General features: G+C 55.0%; 15 protein-coding genes and 1 pseudogene. 10 read left to right on the top strand and 6 right to left on the bottom strand.

The window, feature by feature from the left end; all coding sequences use genetic code 11:
- Positions 1-174: 174 nt before the first annotated feature.
- Complete coding sequence (locus Q3V30_RS19260) at positions 175-369, bottom strand: hypothetical protein (RefSeq protein WP_306208547.1); 195 nt, start codon at positions 367-369, stop codon at positions 175-177.
- Between the two features lie 173 nt (positions 370-542).
- Between Q3V30_RS19260 and dgcN the strand changes: the two genes are divergently transcribed.
- On the top strand, positions 543-1,838 hold the full coding sequence (gene dgcN / locus Q3V30_RS19255; RefSeq protein WP_306208544.1) for a diguanylate cyclase DgcN/YfiN: 1,296 nt from the start codon (positions 543-545) through the stop codon (positions 1,836-1,838).
- Positions 1,839-1,903: 65 nt separating this feature from the next.
- Here the strand turns inward: dgcN and soxS are convergent, their stop codons facing one another.
- A complete protein-coding gene (gene soxS, locus Q3V30_RS19250) occupies positions 1,904-2,332 on the bottom strand; it encodes a superoxide response transcriptional regulator SoxS (protein WP_306208542.1) in 429 nt (142 codons plus the stop codon).
- 90 nt (positions 2,333-2,422) lie between these two features.
- Here soxS and soxR point away from each other — a divergent pair, with 90 nt between their 5' ends.
- From soxR to Q3V30_RS19225, 5 genes and pseudogenes are all read left to right on the top strand, one after another.
- Complete coding sequence (gene soxR / locus Q3V30_RS19245) at positions 2,423-2,890, top strand: redox-sensitive transcriptional activator SoxR (protein ID WP_306208540.1); 468 nt, start codon at positions 2,423-2,425, stop codon at positions 2,888-2,890.
- A 58-nt stretch (positions 2,891-2,948) separates the two neighbouring features.
- On the top strand, positions 2,949-3,611 hold the full coding sequence (locus tag Q3V30_RS19240; RefSeq protein ID WP_306208538.1) for a glutathione S-transferase family protein: 663 nt from the start codon (positions 2,949-2,951) through the stop codon (positions 3,609-3,611).
- A 392-nt stretch (positions 3,612-4,003) separates the two neighbouring features.
- Positions 4,004-5,353 (top strand): NCS2 family permease, encoded by a 1,350-nt coding sequence (locus tag Q3V30_RS19235; protein ID WP_306208536.1) that lies wholly within the window; start codon positions 4,004-4,006, stop codon positions 5,351-5,353.
- A gap of 170 nt (positions 5,354-5,523) precedes the next feature.
- Entirely contained in the window at positions 5,524-7,173 is a 1,650-nt protein-coding gene (locus tag Q3V30_RS19230; protein ID WP_306208534.1) for a Na+/H+ antiporter, read from the top strand.
- Between the two features lie 9 nt (positions 7,174-7,182).
- Positions 7,183-7,308 (top strand): annotated as a pseudogene (locus Q3V30_RS19225) (type II toxin-antitoxin system RelE/ParE family toxin); the annotation flags it as partial.
- 42 nt (positions 7,309-7,350) lie between these two features.
- Here Q3V30_RS19225 and Q3V30_RS19220 read toward each other — a convergent pair.
- Entirely contained in the window at positions 7,351-8,265 is a 915-nt protein-coding gene (locus Q3V30_RS19220; RefSeq protein ID WP_306208532.1) for a LysR family transcriptional regulator, read from the bottom strand.
- 102 nt (positions 8,266-8,367) lie between these two features.
- Between Q3V30_RS19220 and Q3V30_RS19215 the strand changes: the two genes are divergently transcribed.
- From Q3V30_RS19215 to Q3V30_RS19205, 3 genes are all read left to right on the top strand, one after another.
- Complete coding sequence (locus Q3V30_RS19215) at positions 8,368-8,793, top strand: CidA/LrgA family protein (protein ID WP_306208530.1); 426 nt, start codon at positions 8,368-8,370, stop codon at positions 8,791-8,793.
- On the top strand, positions 8,790-9,488 hold the full coding sequence (locus Q3V30_RS19210) for an LrgB family protein (protein ID WP_306208528.1): 699 nt from the start codon (positions 8,790-8,792) through the stop codon (positions 9,486-9,488). Before Q3V30_RS19215 ends, Q3V30_RS19210 begins: the two co-directional genes overlap by 4 nt.
- Positions 9,489-9,633: 145 nt before the next feature.
- Entirely contained in the window at positions 9,634-10,179 is a 546-nt protein-coding gene (locus Q3V30_RS19205; protein WP_306208526.1) for a YfaZ family outer membrane protein, read from the top strand.
- A 41-nt stretch (positions 10,180-10,220) separates the two neighbouring features.
- Here Q3V30_RS19205 and Q3V30_RS19200 read toward each other — a convergent pair whose 3' ends face one another.
- From Q3V30_RS19200 to acs, 3 genes are all read right to left on the bottom strand, one after another.
- On the bottom strand, positions 10,221-11,879 hold the full coding sequence (locus tag Q3V30_RS19200; RefSeq protein WP_306208525.1) for a cation acetate symporter: 1,659 nt from the start codon (positions 11,877-11,879) through the stop codon (positions 10,221-10,223).
- Positions 11,876-12,187, bottom strand: a complete 312-nt coding sequence (locus Q3V30_RS19195; protein ID WP_306208523.1) for a DUF485 domain-containing protein — start codon at positions 12,185-12,187, stop codon at positions 11,876-11,878. Before Q3V30_RS19195 ends, Q3V30_RS19200 begins: the two co-directional genes overlap by 4 nt.
- 237 nt (positions 12,188-12,424) lie before the next feature.
- The gene (gene acs, locus Q3V30_RS19190; protein ID WP_306208521.1) at positions 12,425-14,380 is read right to left on the bottom strand and encodes an acetate--CoA ligase; all 1,956 of its coding nucleotides are present in this window, start codon (positions 14,378-14,380) and stop codon (positions 12,425-12,427) included.
- A gap of 529 nt (positions 14,381-14,909) precedes the next feature.
- Here acs and gltP point away from each other — a divergent pair.
- Complete coding sequence (gene gltP / locus Q3V30_RS19185; RefSeq protein WP_306208518.1) at positions 14,910-16,211, top strand: glutamate/aspartate:proton symporter GltP; 1,302 nt, start codon at positions 14,910-14,912, stop codon at positions 16,209-16,211.
- Positions 16,212-16,546 lie beyond the last annotated feature (335 nt).

Raw genomic sequence — 16,546 nt, 5'->3', positions numbered from 1 at the left:
AAATGGCGAATAGTGGGCTTATTGCTGCAGCACTACTTCCGAACAGCGCTTGTCAATTTGTTGCGTCGCCATAAAAGAGATGATGTCGTTATTAAGAGGGTTATTAGCGGAATCGGCGAGAAAATTATTTTTGAGACGCGAAATGAAAATTAATTCCGTTAAGAGCGCATTTAACTATTTATTTTTTAATCTGCTTTGTTTGCACGTGCTTACCCAAGGTTGATGATATAACCCGTCATTCACTCCAGAGCTTAATTGCGTAACGTTTTTAGCTTCTTCTATTTCAGACTTAAACCAAATTTTCTCTTTGGGATGAATCCGACCTGTTAAAAGTTGTGCAACCTGCCCCTGGGCTGTAGGCTTTTTCATACTCAAAATCCTTACCTCCTATCCCTGTTATTTTACGGGACGGGCAGGCTTTGCCTGAAAATTAGCTCGCTGAATAACGGCTTAGTAGTCAGCATCGGGCAATAAAACCAGAAAGGAGCCTTTGTGTTTTTTACTCAACGCTCATTCACCGCCATACAGGTGAGGGAGGATGCATGTCTGACTATTCTGAACAGGCTGTAGGGAAGGGCAAAAAGCCGTTGCCGACGCTGCGCAAATCCCTGCAACGGATTTATCTGGCGATCATTGTCGTGTCGCTGATGTTCAGCGGCATCTCGCTGTCGGTGCTGTCGCTGTTTGCGTTGCGCAGCTATGCAGAAAATAACCTTCAGCTGGTCGCCACCACGCTGGGCTACAGCCTGGAACCGGCGGTGTTAGCGGGCGACGCTGCCACAGCCAGCGATATTGTCCGGCAAATTGGTGCGACAGCAGAGTTCGGCCACGCCAGGGTTCTTGATGCCAGTAAGAGGGTACTGGTCAGCTGGCCCGCTTCCGGCACCCGTCACGCCGAAGGCGTGGGAGATCTGGTGACGCACTGGCTTTTCCCGCAGCCGGTCAGCGTGCCCATTATGCATGCCCGACAGCAGATTGGCGAAGTGTGGCTGACTGGTGACGCCAGCCGGGTGATGCGCTACCTCAGTCAGGCGCTGAAATGGCTGAGCGGCAGCCTGCTGATTACCGCAATTCTTGCGTTCTGGCTCTCAAACAGGATGCACGCCGGGATCCTGAGCGGCCTGCTGAACATTGCCTCTGTGGCTCACGATGTCCGGATACGACGCGCCTTCTCAATGCGGGTGCCTTCTTCCTCTATTGCAGAGCTGAATAAGCTGAGCGGAGATTTCAACAGCCTGCTGGATGAGCTTAGTGAGTGGCAGCATCATCTGCAGCGTGAAAATGATTCGCTGGCGCATCAGGTGTTGCATGATGCGCTGACCGGCTTACCCAACCGCATGGCTTTTGAACTGCAGCTGAAAAAGCTGCGTAGCGATCCTCTGCAGAGGAAGAAACTGGCGGTACTGTTTATCGATGGCGATCGTTTTAAAGAGGTGAACGATACCTATGGCCATGCCGCCGGCGATAACGTACTGGCAGAAACCGCGCAACGCCTGCGCAATAAGCTGCGCAAAGAAGATATGGTAGCCCGCCTGGGAGGCGATGAGTTCGCCGTATTACTGACCGGAATCGAAAGCGGCGCCCAGGCGGCCAGGGTGGCGGAAAATATCATAGAGGCGATGCGGCAGCCGATTCGGCTGGGGAACGGCGAAACGGTATCGCAATCCCTGAGTATTGGCGTGGCGCTGGCCAGAGATCATGCGTCCGGGGAGGCGTTGCTGGCGACGGCGGATGCGGCGATGTACCACATCAAAGAGCTGGGCGGCGGCTGGTATTTCTCCCCCTCATTTTGGGGCCAGGATCCGCAGGCCGCGCCACAGATCCGCCATCGGGCCTGAACGGTTGCAGCGCTAATGCCAGGGCAACGCCCCTCTTTGTGCAGAAAGGGCGCGGCTGGCACTCGTCAGCTGCAGGCAGGGGTGACAGTTTTATCGACCACGCTGGCACAGGGGTGCGTAGCAAAATCGCTGCAGTCGAAGCGATAGCCAGAAGGGCGGATCAGCGACTGGCGACGCATCATGTGGCGGTAAGCCGTTGGGGTCTGCGAAAACTGACGGCGAAACACGCGAGAGAAGGTCTGTTGTGAGTCGTAACCATACTGCATGGCGATATCAAATACCGGACGCTGCGTCTGGCGTAATGCTTCGGCAGCCAGCGTCAGGCGGCGTTCACGGATATAGTTGCCCAGCGTCTGTTTAGTGACGGTACGAAACATCCGCTGTAAATGCCATTTCGAATAGCCCGATTTTGCAGCCACTTCGTCAATCGACAGCGTTTTATCGAGATTGCCTTCAATCCAGTCGGTAAGGGTGTGAATGATGTCGTCATGCATACTGGTCTTCTCCCTGGTGAGAAATTTCAGTTCGTCTTCTCAATGGCTGCTGAGTATAATTCCTCAAGTTAACTTGAGGTAAAGGCCTGAATGAAAATAAATCGCAATTGCCCTAACAAGCGGGAGCTGACTCCGGGCGATGTCGCCCAGCGTTGTGGCGTGGCCGTTTCTGCACTGCACTTTTATGAAAGCAAAGGATTAATCAGCAGCTTCCGTAATGCCGGTAATCAGCGGCGTTATCACCGCGATGTGCTTCGTCGGGTGGCAATTGTGAAAATTGCCCAGCGCATTGGGATCCCGCTGGCGACGATTGGCGAACATCTGATGCAGCTTCCTGTCGGACACCGAATGTCGCCTAAAGAGTGGAAAGTGCTGACGGAAAAGTGGCGCGAAGAGCTGGATCGGCGAATTGAAACCCTGACCCGGCTGCGTGACGATCTGGATGGCTGCATCGGCTGCGGCTGTCTCTCTATGCAGGATTGTCCGTTGCGTAACCCCAATGACCAGTTAGGCGCGCGCGGTACCGGTGCCATTCTGCTGGAGCCGGAACAGGAATAAGCCCCATGCCTGAGTGGGGTCTATACTGCTAACTCTTCGTTTAACACAAGGTTAGCGCATGATTACCGTTCACCATCTTAATAACTCCCGCTCGCAGCGCGTGCTCTGGATGCTGGAAGAGTTAGAACTCCCTTATCAGATTAAGCTTTACCAGCGCGAAGCCACCATGCTGGCGCCTGAGGCATTAAAAAAAGTGCATCCGCTGGGTAAATCTCCGGTTATCACCGACGATAATCGGGTGATTGCGGAGTCGGGTGCGATCCTTGAGTACCTCGCTGAGCGATATGACACAGAAAACAGGCTGAAACTTCTGGATGAAGAAGCACGCCTGCAGTCTCGCTACTGGCTGCATTATGCAGAAGGGTCTCTTATGCCGTTGCTGGTGATGAAGCTGATCTTCAGCCGGATGGGGCAGCCCCCGGTGCCGTGGCTGTTACGGCCCGTTGGCAACGCTTTTGGCAAGGGCGTACAGAAAGCTTATCTGGATAAGCAGCTGGCGACCCACAGGGACTTTATTGAACAACATCTGAGCCGCCACGAGTGGTTTGCCGGGGCGCAATTCAGCATTGCCGATGTGCAGATGAGCTTTCCTCTTCAGGCGCTGAGCGCCCGTGGCGGAGCGGCAACCTCGCCTGCCATTCAGGCCTGGCTGGCAAAAGTGCAGAGCCGCGCAGCCTGGCAGCGTGCCCTGCAAAAGGGCGGTGAAGTGAAGCTTAGCTGAATCTTTTTTCCCCTGAAGAGGTCCAGCGTTTCAGCATTCACTCCGGCCCATCCACCTATAAGAAATCACTATTACGAGGCGGCAGGGCAGATGGGTAGAGTTTCCGCTTTCCGCGGCGAAATAAAACCGCAAGGAGCTGGCTCAGGGTTTGTGCAAAAACAGGCACAAACAGCAGTTGAAAATGCAGTAATAAACGCTGGATAATCGTTTGCCTTTAAATGGTAGCCTTTTGCGTGGCGTAGTAAACGTTTGCCTTTTTTCCAACCGCCGCCCTGAACGGGGTTTTTTGCGGTCTGTGAACAGAGTGTCCTGGGATGGTAAAACGTTGAACGAGGTCTGCTTCATGCGTCACGCAGCAATAACTCATAAGAAATCTCAGGGGATTTTTCACTATGTCGACTCCTTCTCATCAGCCCGGCGGTTCGCTGGACAGCTGGTTTAAAATTTCTGCGCGCGGCAGCTCTGTTCGCCAGGAAATCATAGCAGGCCTCACGACCTTCCTGGCGATGGTCTATTCCGTTATCGTTGTTCCTTCCATGCTGGGCAAAGCGGGTTTCCCTCCGGCGGCCGTCTTTGTCTCAACCTGTCTGGTCGCGGGCTTCGGTTCACTGGTCATGGGGCTGTGGGCTAACCTGCCAATGGCCATAGGCTGTGCTATCTCGCTGACCGCATTTACCGCGTTCAGTCTGGTATTGGGTCAACATATCAGCGTGCCCGTGGCGCTGGGTGCCGTCTTCCTGATGGGGATCCTGTTCACCATTATCTCTGCCACCGGCATTCGTTCCTGGATCCTGCGCAACCTGCCAATGGGCGTGGCGCATGGCACCGGCGTGGGAATTGGCCTGTTTCTGCTGCTGATTGCCGCTGATGGCGTAGGACTGGTGGTGAAAAACCCGGCGCCAGGTCTGCCTGTTGCATTGGGAGACTTTGCGTCGTTTCCGGTGATGATGTCGCTGCTGGGGCTGGCGGTGATTTTTGGCCTGGAAAAACTGCGCGTGCCGGGTGGTATCCTGCTGACGGTTATTGCGATCTCCATTCTCGGTCTGATCTTTGACCCGGCGGTGAAGTATCAGGGGCTGTTTGCGATGCCAAGTCTGAGCGATGCCCAAGGCAATTCACTGGTGTTCAGTCTGGATATCCTCGGCGCGCTGAAACCTGCGGTGCTGCCAAGCGTGCTGGCGCTGGTCATGACGGCCGTTTTTGATGCTACGGGTACCATCCGTGCGGTGGCCGGGCAGGCAAACCTGCTGGATAAAGATAATCAGATCATCAACGGCGGTAAGGCACTGACCACTGACTCCGTCAGCAGCATCTTCTCCGGGCTGGTAGGCGCTTCGCCTGCAGCGGTCTATATTGAATCCGCAGCGGGTACGGCGGCAGGCGGTAAAACCGGCCTGACGGCGATTGTGGTTGGCATCCTGTTCCTGCTGATCCTGTTCCTCTCCCCGCTGGCTTACCTGGTGCCGGGCTATGCTACCGCGCCTGCGCTGATGTATGTCGGTCTGCTGATGCTGAGCAACGTGTCGAAAATTGATTTTGATGATTTTGTCGACGCGATGTCCGGTTTGCTGGCGGCGGTGTTTATCGTCCTGACCTGTAACATCGTTACCGGCATCATGCTTGGTTTCGGTTCACTGGTAATTGGCCGGATATTCGCAGGCGAGTGGCGCAAGCTGAATGCCGGCACGGTGATCATTGCGGTCGCGCTGGTGGCATTTTATGCCGGCGGCTGGGCGATCTGATTTTCCGGGAGCCGGCTTGCGGCTCCCGCTTCTCATTTTCTCTCCAATTTTTTCTGCAAATAGGCACTTCCTGTTTTTAAACCCTTCCCCTTTTTGTTTTACTATTCACCAGGTCCGATCGCATTTTCGTCTGAGTTTTAGCACTCCCCAGGAAGACGTATAAGGAAAACATGGAAATCTTTTTTACTATCCTCATTTTAACGCTGATGGTGTCGCTCTCCGGCGTTGCCGCCCGCATTATCCCCTTTCAAATCCCGCTGCCGCTGGTGCAGATAGGCTTGGGAGCGCTGCTAGCCTGGCCGACGTTTGGCCTGCATGTCGACTTCGACCCCGAGCTGTTCCTGGTGCTGTTTATCCCGCCGCTGCTGTTTGCAGATGGCTGGAAAACACCCACCAGCGAATTCCTGCATCACGGGCGTGAGATTATCGGCCTGGCACTGGTTCTGGTTTTGATCACGGTCGTGGGGATTGGCTACCTGATTTACTGGCTGGTGCCTGGGATCCCGCTGTTGCCTGCTTTTGCGCTGGCAGCGGTCCTTTCACCAACCGATGCCGTGGCGCTCTCCGGCATTGTGGGGGAGGGGCGAATACCGAAAAAAATTATGTCGATTCTGCAGGGCGAGGCGCTGATGAACGACGCCTCCGGCCTGGTCTCCCTGAAGTTTGCGGTAGCTGTAGCGATGGGAACGATGGTGTTTACCGTATCGGGAGCCACCATCGAATTCCTGAAAGTGGCGATCGGCGGCCTGCTGGCGGGTATCGCTATCTGCTGGCTTTATGGTAAATCGCTGCGTTTGTTCAGCCGCTGGAGCGGAGACGATCCGGCTACGCAAACCGTACTGCTGCTGCTGCTGCCTTTTGCTTCTTATCTGATTGCTGAACATATCGGCGTATCGGGCATTCTGGCGGCGGTAGCGGCCGGTATGACCATCACCCGCTCCGGGATTATCCGTCAGGCTCCGCTGGCGATGCGCCTGCGTGCCAACAGCGTCTGGCAGATGCTGGAATTTGTGTTTAACGGCATGGTGTTCCTGATGCTGGGACTGCAGCTGCCCGCCATCCTGCAGATCTCGGTCACGCAGGCGGATGCCGATCCGAACGTCGATTTATGGATGCTGATGCTCTCCGTGGTGCTGATTTACGCCGCGCTGATGGTGGTGCGTTTCGGCTGGCTGTGGACCATGCAGCTGATCAGCAAACGGCTGCTGAAGAAGAAGCCGATGGAGTTCACCACCTATTCGCTGCGTGAGCTGCTGATCGCCTCTTTCGCTGGCGTTCGCGGGGCGATTACCCTGGCCGGTGTCCTCTCTATTCCGCTCTATCTGAGCAATGGCGACGCTTTCCCGGCGCGTTATGAGCTGGTGTTCCTGGCAACGGGCGTGATCCTGTTCTCGCTGTTGGTGGGCGTTGTGCTGCTGCCGCTGCTGCTGCGCGGGATTGCCGGCAAGGATAAGAACGCGCATCGCCACGAGGTTCAGATGGCCCGTGCGGTCATGGCCGGTACCGCCATTGAGAGCCTGCACAAGATGGAAGAGCGTCTGGTAGCGGATACGGAAGAGAATATCGATCCTGAACTGATCAAAGAGGTGAGCTCACGGGTTACAGGTAATCTTCGTCGTCGGGTGGTAGGGAAAGAGGATCTTGAGCGTTCGCTCTTCGCCGAGAATCTTGAACGCCGCTTCCGCCTGACCGCGCTGCGCGCCGAACGCGCTGAACTCTATCACCTGCGCGCCACGCAGAAGATCAGCAATGAGACGATGCAGAAGCTGCTGCACGATCTCGATCTGCTGGAGGCGCTGCTGATCGAGAAGGAAGAGTGAGAGCGATATACGGTGAAAGGCTCCAGGTACAAAAATATGAAAGAGCTTCGTATACAGTATGCTGGTCGTCCCATTCGCGCCTTCTTCGCTTTTGATCCTGTACGTCAGGCTATAGGGCTTTGTGCTGGTGACAAGTGATGCCTTTTTGCCGTACACGATTTACATTAAAGTTCTCCCTCAGGTCCTCGACCCTACCGACAGCGTCGGGGCCTGACCGGGCCAGAACTCGCGGCAGCAGGCGATCCAGGCCTGAGCGCTTTTTGACAGATAGCTGCCTTCCCGCCAGATAAGCCCCAGCTTCCAGACCAGGTCGGACTCCAGCGGCAGCCAGAGCAGGTGCTTCTTATCCAGCCGCTGGCAGATCGGCTCCGGCAGAATGGCAACACCCATTCCGGCCTGCACCATTGCCGCTAAAAAATCCCACTGGCCGCTGCGTACGGCTATCTGCGGCGTAAAGCCGCTGGACTGAAAAGCCTTCATCAGCTGGCGATTGAGGGAGAACTCTTCGTTGTAAATCAGGATAGGTTGCGAGGCCAGCTCGGCAATCGGAATATGCGTGCGCCGCAGCCACTCCCTGGTGCGCGGGACCAGCACGCAGAGCGGATGGCTCATCAGCGGCAAAGCGTTAAGCGGCAAATCATCGGCAACCGGCAGCGCGGTCATCGCAATATCCAGGCTTCCGGAGAGCACCGCCTGCTGGACCGTTAAGCCGCCAAACTCAGAGATTTTCAGCTCCACGCCGGGATAACGCTGACGAAAGGCGGAGATTGAACCCGCAATCTGCATCCCCACCATCGGCGGAATACCTAACCGCAGCTCGCCGGTTTTCAAATCGTTAATATCGCTGATCTCAGCTTCAAGCTGCTTGAACTCCTGCAGGATGGTCATCCCGCGCTGGTAAACCGCCTGACCGGTATCGGTCAGATGCAGCTTGCGGCCCTCACGGATCAGCAGCGTGCAACCCAGCTCATCCTCAAGCTGGCGGAGCATCTTACTGATGGTGGGCTGAGTGACATAAAGTTGCTCCGCCGCCCGCGTAAAGCTTTGCTGGCGTACCACTTCGACAAAATAGCGCAGGGCCCGAACGTCCATAATCATTCCTGTACGGCATAGTTTGAATAATATTAAGTCATTTTTTTCACTGTTTGTAACCGTTTTATACTGGTGGCTCACTACATTTGGGGAGAAGTCAGTATGGCGTTGGTCATTAGCTCGCAAAGAACGGGTTGGCTGCAACGTGTTCAGGTTCCACTTCAGGTCGCACTCTATATCGCCTTCTTTCTGGTCGCCCAGCAGCTGGTGGAGAGATTCCATCTGCCGTTGCCTGCTAACATCGTCGGCATGCTGCTGTTACTGGCCTTAATCATGCTGCGCGTGCTGCCGCTGGGCTGGGTGAAGGCGGGCTCGCGCTGGCTGCTGGCCGAAATGCTGCTGTTCTTTATTCCGGCCGTGGTTGCGGTAGTGAACTACTCCCAGCTACTGCGGGTGGAGGGCTGGCGGATTATGCTGGTGATTGGCCTCAGCACTTTGCTGGTGCTGGCAGCGACGGCGCTGGTGGTCGATCGGGTTTATCGCCTGGAGATCTGGCTGGCAGAGCGGAAGAAAAGGGGCGCGCAATGACCAGCTTCCTTATCAGCATTCTCTGCCTGATTGCCACGGTGTGCATCTATTTCCTCAATAAGCGTCTCTACCGCCGCTGGCACAAGCTGCTGCTGATGCCACTGGTGATGACGCCGCTGATCCTGGTGGCGCTGCTGCTGGTCACGCACATCTCGTGGCAGAACTATATTGGTGAGAGCCACTGGCTGCTGTGGTTGCTGGGACCCGCCACGCTCGCCTTTGCCGTGCCGGTCTATGAGAATCTGGCCATTATCAGGCGTCACTGGATGTCGTTAACCGCAGGCGTTATCACCGCCACAACCGTGGCCATATTCAGCTCGGTGTGGCTGGCGCGGCTGCTGACGCTGCCAGAGGAGATCCAGCGCAGCTTGGCGGTGCGTTCCATCACCACACCATTTGCGCTTGCTGCGGCTAAACAGCTTGGCGGTCAACCCGACCTCGTCGCCCTGTTTGTGGTGATCACCGGCGTATTTGGCATGGCGGTGGGCGATCTGCTGTTTATCAGGCTGGCGGTAAAACAGGGGATGGCAAAAGGTGCCGGGTTCGGCGCGGCTTCTCATGGGGCGGGAACGGCGCGTGCTTATGAGCTGGGCCAGGAAGAGGGCGTAGTCTCAAGCCTGGTGATGATGCTCTCTGGCGTGGTGACCGTGGTGATTGCGCCTGCAATCGGGCATTTGCTCTGGGCAGCGGTCTGAGGGACACATCCTGTTACCAGATGATTTGTAATGTTAACTAAATTCTCCAGTGATAAGGCCCTCTCTCATTTTATTCAGGCCACAGTTAGTTTACTCTGCGAAGCCGCCCGATAAAGGCGTGAGTAAATTCATCAGGAGAAAAAAAATGAAAGCAGTGGCAACTACCGCAGGCGCACTGGCGCTTCTGGCGCTGGCAGGATCCGCGCAGGCAATCGATGGCGGCGTTAACGTCGGTGAAGATTACACCCACGTGCGTGTAGGGCTGGGGACTAACTCGCCAGGCTTCGCGCTTTCAGGCGACTGGCTGCGCAGCGATCATGACGGCAACGTAGAGAGCCTGGGTCTGGGCTACAACGTCGCCGTTGGCGATGTGTTCCTCTCCCCTGGCGTGAAAGTGATGTCCACAAACCCTACTGACAGCAAAGATGGCTATGCCGTTGCGGTCGGCGGCGGCGTGCGGGTGCCTGTGACCAAAATGTTCAACATTTACGGTGAGTACTACTACTCTCCGGACGCCTTCTCCAGCCACATCGATGACTACCAGGAAGCGTCAGGCGGCGTCAGCTTCCAGCCAATCTCTCTGGTTGATGTGCGTGTAGGTTATAAATACATGAGCCTGAACGGCAAAGACGGTCGTAAAGATAACGTCATTGCCGATGGCCCTTATGTAGGTGCTTCAGTTCACTTCTGATGCACAGGGCGGATCGTTCGATCCGCCCCTCTTAGCTTGACTCAGTGCGCCTTGCCGCCCTCAATGCCCACACCCGTCTGTGAACGAACAAACTGTGCCTGGAAGCGCTGACGCTCCTGTGCGCCCGATACGGAATGATCGGTGACCGAGAAGAGCCAGGTGCCAATAAAGGCCGCCAGCATCGAGAAGAGCGCCGGATACTCATACGGATAGATCGGTTTGGCATTGCCCAGCACCTGTACCCAGACAGTCGGTCCAAGCACCATCAGCACAATGGCGGTGATCAGCCCCAGCCAGCCGCCAATCATCGCGCCGCGCGTGGTCAGCTTCGACCAGTACATCGACAGCAGGATAATCGGGAAGTTACAGCTGGCGGCAATCGAGAACGCCAGCCCAACCATAAAGGCGATGTTCTGCTTCTCGAACAAAATCCCCAGCGTGATAGCGACAAATCCCAGCAGCACCACGGTGATTTTGGAAACCCGCAGCTCCTGCAGCTCGGTCGCCTGACCTTTGCGGAACACGCTGGCGTAGAGATCGTGCGAAACCGCAGATGCGCCTGCCAGCGTCAGGCCAGCCACCACCGCCAGAATGGTGGCGAAGGCAACGGCGGAGATAAAGCCCAGGAACAGGCTGCCGCCCACTGCATCGGCAAGATGCACCGCCGCCATGTTATTCCCCCCAATCAGCAGGCCGCTGGCATCCTTAAAGGCGGGATTAGCGCCGACCAGCAGGATAGCGCCAAAGCCAATAATAAAGGTCAGGAAGTAGAAATAGCCCATGAATCCGGTGGCGTAGAAGACGCTTTTACGCGCTTCGCGGGCGTCGCTGACGGTGAAGAAGCGCATCAGAATGTGCGGCAGACCGGCGGTACCAAACATCAGCCCCAGCCCCAACGACAGGGCGGAGATGGGGTCGTGCACCAGCCCGCCAGGCCGCATGATCTCAATGCCTTTCGGGTGCACAGCCATCGCCTGGGTAAACAGGTTATTAAAGCTGAAACCTACCGTCTTCATTACCATAATCGCCATAAAGCTGGCGCCAAACAGCAGCAGTACGGCTTTAATAATCTGTACCCAGGTGGTGGCCAGCATGCCGCCGAACAGCACGTAGAGCACCATCAATATTCCTACCAGCACCACCGCAATGTGGTAATCCAGGCCAAACAGCAGCTGGATGAGTTTGCCTGCGCCTACCATCTGAGCAATAAGATAGAGCGCGACAACCACCAGCGAGCCGCAGGCGGAAAGCGTGCGGATCGGCAACTGCTTCAGGCGGTAAGAGGCCACGTCAGCAAAGGTATAGCGTCCAAGATTACGCAGGCGTTCGGCAATCAGAAACAGAATAATCGGCCAGCCCACCAGGAAGCCCAGCGAGTAGATCAGTCCGTCGTAACCAGAGGTATAAACCAGCGCGGAGATGCCCAAAAAAGAGGCGGCTGACATAAAGTCACCCGCCATGGCCAGTCCGTTCTGGAAGCCGGTGATATTGCCGCCGGCCGTATAATAATCATTGCGGGAACGGGTGCGTTTAGAGGCCCAGTAAGTAATGCCGAGCGTAGCCGCCACGAAGATAATAAACATAATTATCGCTTCGTAATTGGTCGGCTGCTTCTCCACCGCGCCGGTTATTGCATCGGCAGCCAGCGCGGTAAAAGGCAAAAGAGCGGGCAGGCTAAATAACAGATGACGATATTTCATCCTTTTACCTCATTCAGCAACTCACGGGTTAAACGGTCAAATTCACCGTTAGCGCGCCAGACGTAAACGCCTGTCAGTACAAAAGAGATCACAATAAGCCCCACGCCAATCGGAATACCCCGGGTAACGTTGGTTCCGGCATGTAGCGGCGTACCCAGCCAGCCGGGCGCAAAGGCAATCAGCAGAATAAAGCCCACATACAGAATAAGCATGATAACGGAGAGCAGAGTGGCAAAGGCCTGGCGCTTTCTCACCAGTTCTTTAAAGCGTGCACTCTTTTCTATCCGTTGATAAATAATGTCATTCATCACAGAGTCTCCAGGGGTATTTCCCGTCATATTTCAGGCTGCGGATAGTGCACGAATGTGCCCTGGAGCAGGCTCCAGGAATACGTTCGCAGCACCAAACCTCGAATTATTCAGGGTCGGCAGGATAGGTTTAAAACATTCAATGACTGTTAGTGAAATGAATAATGGGCAGCGTTATTAACTTCTTTTTATTACGCTGCCCGTTTACCGCTATGACGCTATTTAAACTCTCTGCCTTTACGGCATTTTAATGGACTGCTTCTCTTCGAGCAGTTTCTCCACGACGCCAGGATCGGCCAGCGTGGAGGTGTCGCCCAGATTACTGGTATCGCCCGAGGCAATTTTGCGCAGGATGCGGCGCATAATCTTGCCCGAGCGGGTTTTCGGCAGCGAGTCGGTCCAGTGCAGCACATCCGGCGTGGCAATCGGACCAATCTCTTTGCGCACCCAGTTACGCACCTCGGTATAAAGCTCAGCAGAGGGCTCTTCGCCGCTGTTCAGGGTGATATAGGCATAAATCGCCTGGCCTTTGATGCTGTGCTGGATCCCTACCACGGCAGCCTCGGCAATTTTCGGGTGCGACACCAGCGCCGATTCGATCTCTGCCGTGCCAAGGCGATGGCCTGAAACGTTCAGCACATCGTCAACCCGTCCGGTGATCCAGTAGTAACCATCCTCGTCCCGGCGTGCGCCGTCACCGCTGAAGTACATATTTTTGAAGGTAGAGAAGTAAGTCTGTTCAAAGCGGTCGTGATCGCCATACAGGGTGCGGGCCTGGCCCGGCCAGGAGTCCACAATCACCAGGTTGCCTTCACAGGCGCCTTCCTGAGCGTGCCCTTCATTGTCTACCAGAGCAGGCTGTACGCCGAAGAAGGGTTTGGTCGCTGAACCCGCTTTCAGTTCGGTTGCGCCAGGCAGCGGGGTGATCATAAAGCCGCCCGTTTCGGTCTGCCACCAGGTATCCACAATCGGGCAGCGTCCGTCACCAATTTTGTTGTAATACCACTCCCACGCTTCCGGGTTAATCGGTTCTCCCACTGAACCCATAATGCGCAGGCTGGAGCGATCGGTTCCGGCAATCGCTTTGTCGCCTTCGGCCATCAGGGCGCGAATGGCGGTAGGGGCGGTATAGAGCAGGGTCACTTTGTGTTTATCGACGACTTCTGCCATCCGGCTCGGTTTCGGCCAGTTTGGCACCCCCTCGAACATCAGCGTGGTCGCGCCGCAGGCCAGCGGGCCATACAGCAGGTAGCTGTGGCCGGTTATCCAGCCCACATCAGCGGTGCACCAGTAGATATCTTCAGGATGGTAATCAAAAACATATTTAAAGGTGGTGGCTGCATAGACCAGATAACCGCCGGTGGTGTGCAAGACCCCTTTGGGTTTGCCGGTAGAACCTGAGGTATAAAGGATAAACAGCGGATCTTCCGCGTTCATCTCTTCCGGCTGATGGTGCGCGCTGGCCTTGTTCATTAACTCATGCCACCAGACGTCGCGGCCATTAACCCAGCCCGTCTCTTTGCCGGTGCGCCTGAACACCACCACATTGGTAATGGTCTTAACGCCGGGATTAGCCAGCGCATCATCAACATTCTTTTTAAGCGGGATAGTACGGCCGGCACGAACCCCTTCATCGGCGGTGATCACCAGCTTCGCGCTGGAATCAATAATGCGGCCCGCCACCGCCTCCGGGGAAAAGCCGCCAAAAATCACCGAGTGCACCGCACCAATGCGCGCGCAGGCCAGCATGGCAACCGCAGCTTCCGGCACCATCGGCATATAGATAGCCACCACATCGCCTTTATTCACCCCAAGCTCGGTCAGGGAGTTGGCAAAGCGACAGACTTCACGATGAAGCTCGCGGAATGTCAGCGTTTTACTCTCATTAGCATCATCGCCTTCCCAGATAATGGCGGGATGATCGCCACGGTTGTGCAGATGACGGTCAAGGCAGTTAGCCGCCAGGTTCAGCGTGCCATCCTCATACCAGCGGATCGAAATATTACCCGGCGCGAACGAGGTGTTCTTCACCGCAGAAAAGGGTTTGATCCAGTCGAGTATTTTGCCTTGTTCGCCCCAGAACGCCTCTGGGTCCTGGACAGACTGTTGATACATGGACTGGTACTGCTGAGCAGTGATCAGGGTATTTTCCGCAATATTGGCGGGAACAGGATGTCGGTGTTGTTGGCTCATGGCAAATCTCCTTGAAGATGTTAATGATATGTCAATCAAAGGTTAATTAAAGCGAGCCGGGGAGTTTTGTTTGCTTTTTGCGCCACAGATCACGTCATGATTCAGCGCATGAAATGGCTCTGAACGGCCCCCAGAAGCTGGAACCTTTTCGCCTTTTTGTCCACCAAAGCGGCGCATCAGCGAAAATCACTGGTCATAAAAGAGACAACTGAAACCTGTCTTTATTTCAGCTCAATGACACAAATTGCATAGATATGCTTAATAAGATGCAATTATTTCTAAGTATAACAACAGGTTACTATAAGTGGGGGCGTTTCAGAGCTTTATCCTGTTCCCTGCCCATAAAGTAGCCACATGTCGCTTAGGGTTGCATTTATACCAGTGAAAATGGTACTGATTACGCGCCTGAAATTCAGGTTTCAACCATCCATTATCCGCGAATTAGCCGACATCGGCCTACTCCCCTTGAGAGTGATTCATTCCGCCAACCTGCGCGGAGAACGGGTTTTGTTAAGGAAAAAGACAAGTTATGAAAGCAAAATTCAGCCTTGCCTGGCAAATACTGACGGCGTTAGTACTGGGGATCATCGTCGGCGCTATATTGCATAACCAGCCGGGAGAACGTGAATGGTTAATCACTAACATTCTCAGCCCGGCCGGTGACATCTTTATTCACCTGATCAAAATGATAGTGGTACCCATCGTTATCTCCACGCTGATCGTCGGTATTGCCGGCGTGGGCGATGCAAAAAAACTCGGGCGCATTGGCGTAAAAACCATCGTCTATTTTGAAGTGATAACCACCATTGCCATTGTGGTAGGCATTACCCTGGCGAACGTGTTTCAACCCGGCTACGGCATTGATATGTCGACGCTGGCAACGGTGGACATCTCTAAGTATGAAGCAACCACGGCGCAGGTGCAGGGCGGGGCGCACAGCCTGGTCACCACCATTCTGTCGCTGATCCCGCAGAATATCTTTGCCGCCATCGCCAAAGGCGACATGCTGCCGATCATCTTCTTCTCGGTGCTGTTTGGATTGGGGCTCTCTTCGCTGCCTGCCGAACACCGCGATCCGTTGCTGAAGGTGTTCCGCTCTACCTCTGAAGCGATGTTTAAAGTCACGCATATGATCATGCGTTACGCGCCGATTGGGGTGTTTGCGCTGATTTCGGTGACTATCGCCAACTTCGGTTTCGCCTCGCTCTGGCCGTTAGCGAAGCTGGTTATCCTGGTCTATGTCGCGATCCTGTTCTTTGCTTTTGTGGTGCTGGGTGCCGTAGCGCGGCTCTGCAAACTGCGTATCACCACGCTGATGCGGATTCTGAAAGATGAGCTGATCCTCGCTTACTCCACCTCCAGTTCGGAAACCGTGCTGCCGCGTATCATGGAGAAGATGGAAGCCTATGGTGCGCCGAAATCGATCACCAGCTTTGTGGTGCCGACCGGTTACTCCTTTAACCTGGACGGGTCAACGCTGTACCAAAGCATCGCGGCCATCTTTATCGCTCAGCTTTACGGTATCGACCTCTCTGTGGGGCAGGAAATCGTGCTGGTACTGACGCTGATGGTGACCTCAAAGGGCATCGCGGGCGTACCGGGCGTCTCCTTTGTGGTGCTGCTGGCTACGCTGGGCAGCGTAGGTATTCCTCTGGAAGGCCTGGCGTTTATTGCTGGCGTAGACCGCATCATGGACATGGCGCGTACCGCGCTGAACGTGGTGGGGAATGCGCTGGCCGTGCTGGTTATTGCCAAATGGGAAAACCAGTTCGATGCTAAACAGGCTGTGGAATATGAATCAAAAATGAAGAAATTCGCGCCAGCAACCTGATGATAAGCGGGTGCTGAGGGCAGGAAAACCCGCCCTCAGCACCCTTTAATAACCTTCAGTTTCCCCGCTTTTTTTTCCAGTCGCTGCTCTTCTGCAAAGATATCTCCGCAATATCCTGAAGTTCCTCTTGATAATAATGACCTGGCAGATGCAGGGGTATCTCTGCTCTGGAACCGGTTCGTTTTCTGCGCAATGCACGCCCCGCCTGGATTCCCGTTTTGCGACAAGAATCACGTAATTTCCTTCAGGCCGCTAAAGTTCACTCCTCAGCCGCCGAAAATATAAAAAACCGTAATTTATCTTACTAAGTCAATTCAGGCGGCAGCCTCAAGGGT

The sequence above is a fragment of the Erwinia pyri genome, from assembly GCF_030758455.1.
GTDB lineage: Bacteria > Pseudomonadota > Gammaproteobacteria > Enterobacterales > Enterobacteriaceae > Erwinia > Erwinia pyri.
This window is presented reverse-complemented; position numbering and strand designations above follow the sequence as displayed.

Coding starts and splice junctions, on each gene's coding strand:
- Q3V30_RS19260 (WP_306208547.1), bottom strand. CDS start 369: ATGAAAAAGCCTACAGCCCAGGGGCAGGTTGCACAACTTTTAACAGGT.
- dgcN (WP_306208544.1), top strand. CDS start 543: ATGTCTGACTATTCTGAACAGGCTGTAGGGAAGGGCAAAAAGCCGTTG.
- soxS (WP_306208542.1), bottom strand. CDS start 2,332: ATGCATGACGACATCATTCACACCCTTACCGACTGGATTGAAGGCAAT.
- soxR (WP_306208540.1), top strand. CDS start 2,423: ATGAAAATAAATCGCAATTGCCCTAACAAGCGGGAGCTGACTCCGGGC.
- Q3V30_RS19240 (WP_306208538.1), top strand. CDS start 2,949: ATGATTACCGTTCACCATCTTAATAACTCCCGCTCGCAGCGCGTGCTC.
- Q3V30_RS19235 (WP_306208536.1), top strand. CDS start 4,004: ATGTCGACTCCTTCTCATCAGCCCGGCGGTTCGCTGGACAGCTGGTTT.
- Q3V30_RS19230 (WP_306208534.1), top strand. CDS start 5,524: ATGGAAATCTTTTTTACTATCCTCATTTTAACGCTGATGGTGTCGCTC.
- Q3V30_RS19220 (WP_306208532.1), bottom strand. CDS start 8,265: ATGGACGTTCGGGCCCTGCGCTATTTTGTCGAAGTGGTACGCCAGCAA.
- Q3V30_RS19215 (WP_306208530.1), top strand. CDS start 8,368: ATGGCGTTGGTCATTAGCTCGCAAAGAACGGGTTGGCTGCAACGTGTT.
- Q3V30_RS19210 (WP_306208528.1), top strand. CDS start 8,790: ATGACCAGCTTCCTTATCAGCATTCTCTGCCTGATTGCCACGGTGTGC.
- Q3V30_RS19205 (WP_306208526.1), top strand. CDS start 9,634: ATGAAAGCAGTGGCAACTACCGCAGGCGCACTGGCGCTTCTGGCGCTG.
- Q3V30_RS19200 (WP_306208525.1), bottom strand. CDS start 11,879: ATGAAATATCGTCATCTGTTATTTAGCCTGCCCGCTCTTTTGCCTTTT.
- Q3V30_RS19195 (WP_306208523.1), bottom strand. CDS start 12,187: ATGAATGACATTATTTATCAACGGATAGAAAAGAGTGCACGCTTTAAA.
- acs (WP_306208521.1), bottom strand. CDS start 14,380: ATGAGCCAACAACACCGACATCCTGTTCCCGCCAATATTGCGGAAAAT.
- gltP (WP_306208518.1), top strand. CDS start 14,910: ATGAAAGCAAAATTCAGCCTTGCCTGGCAAATACTGACGGCGTTAGTA.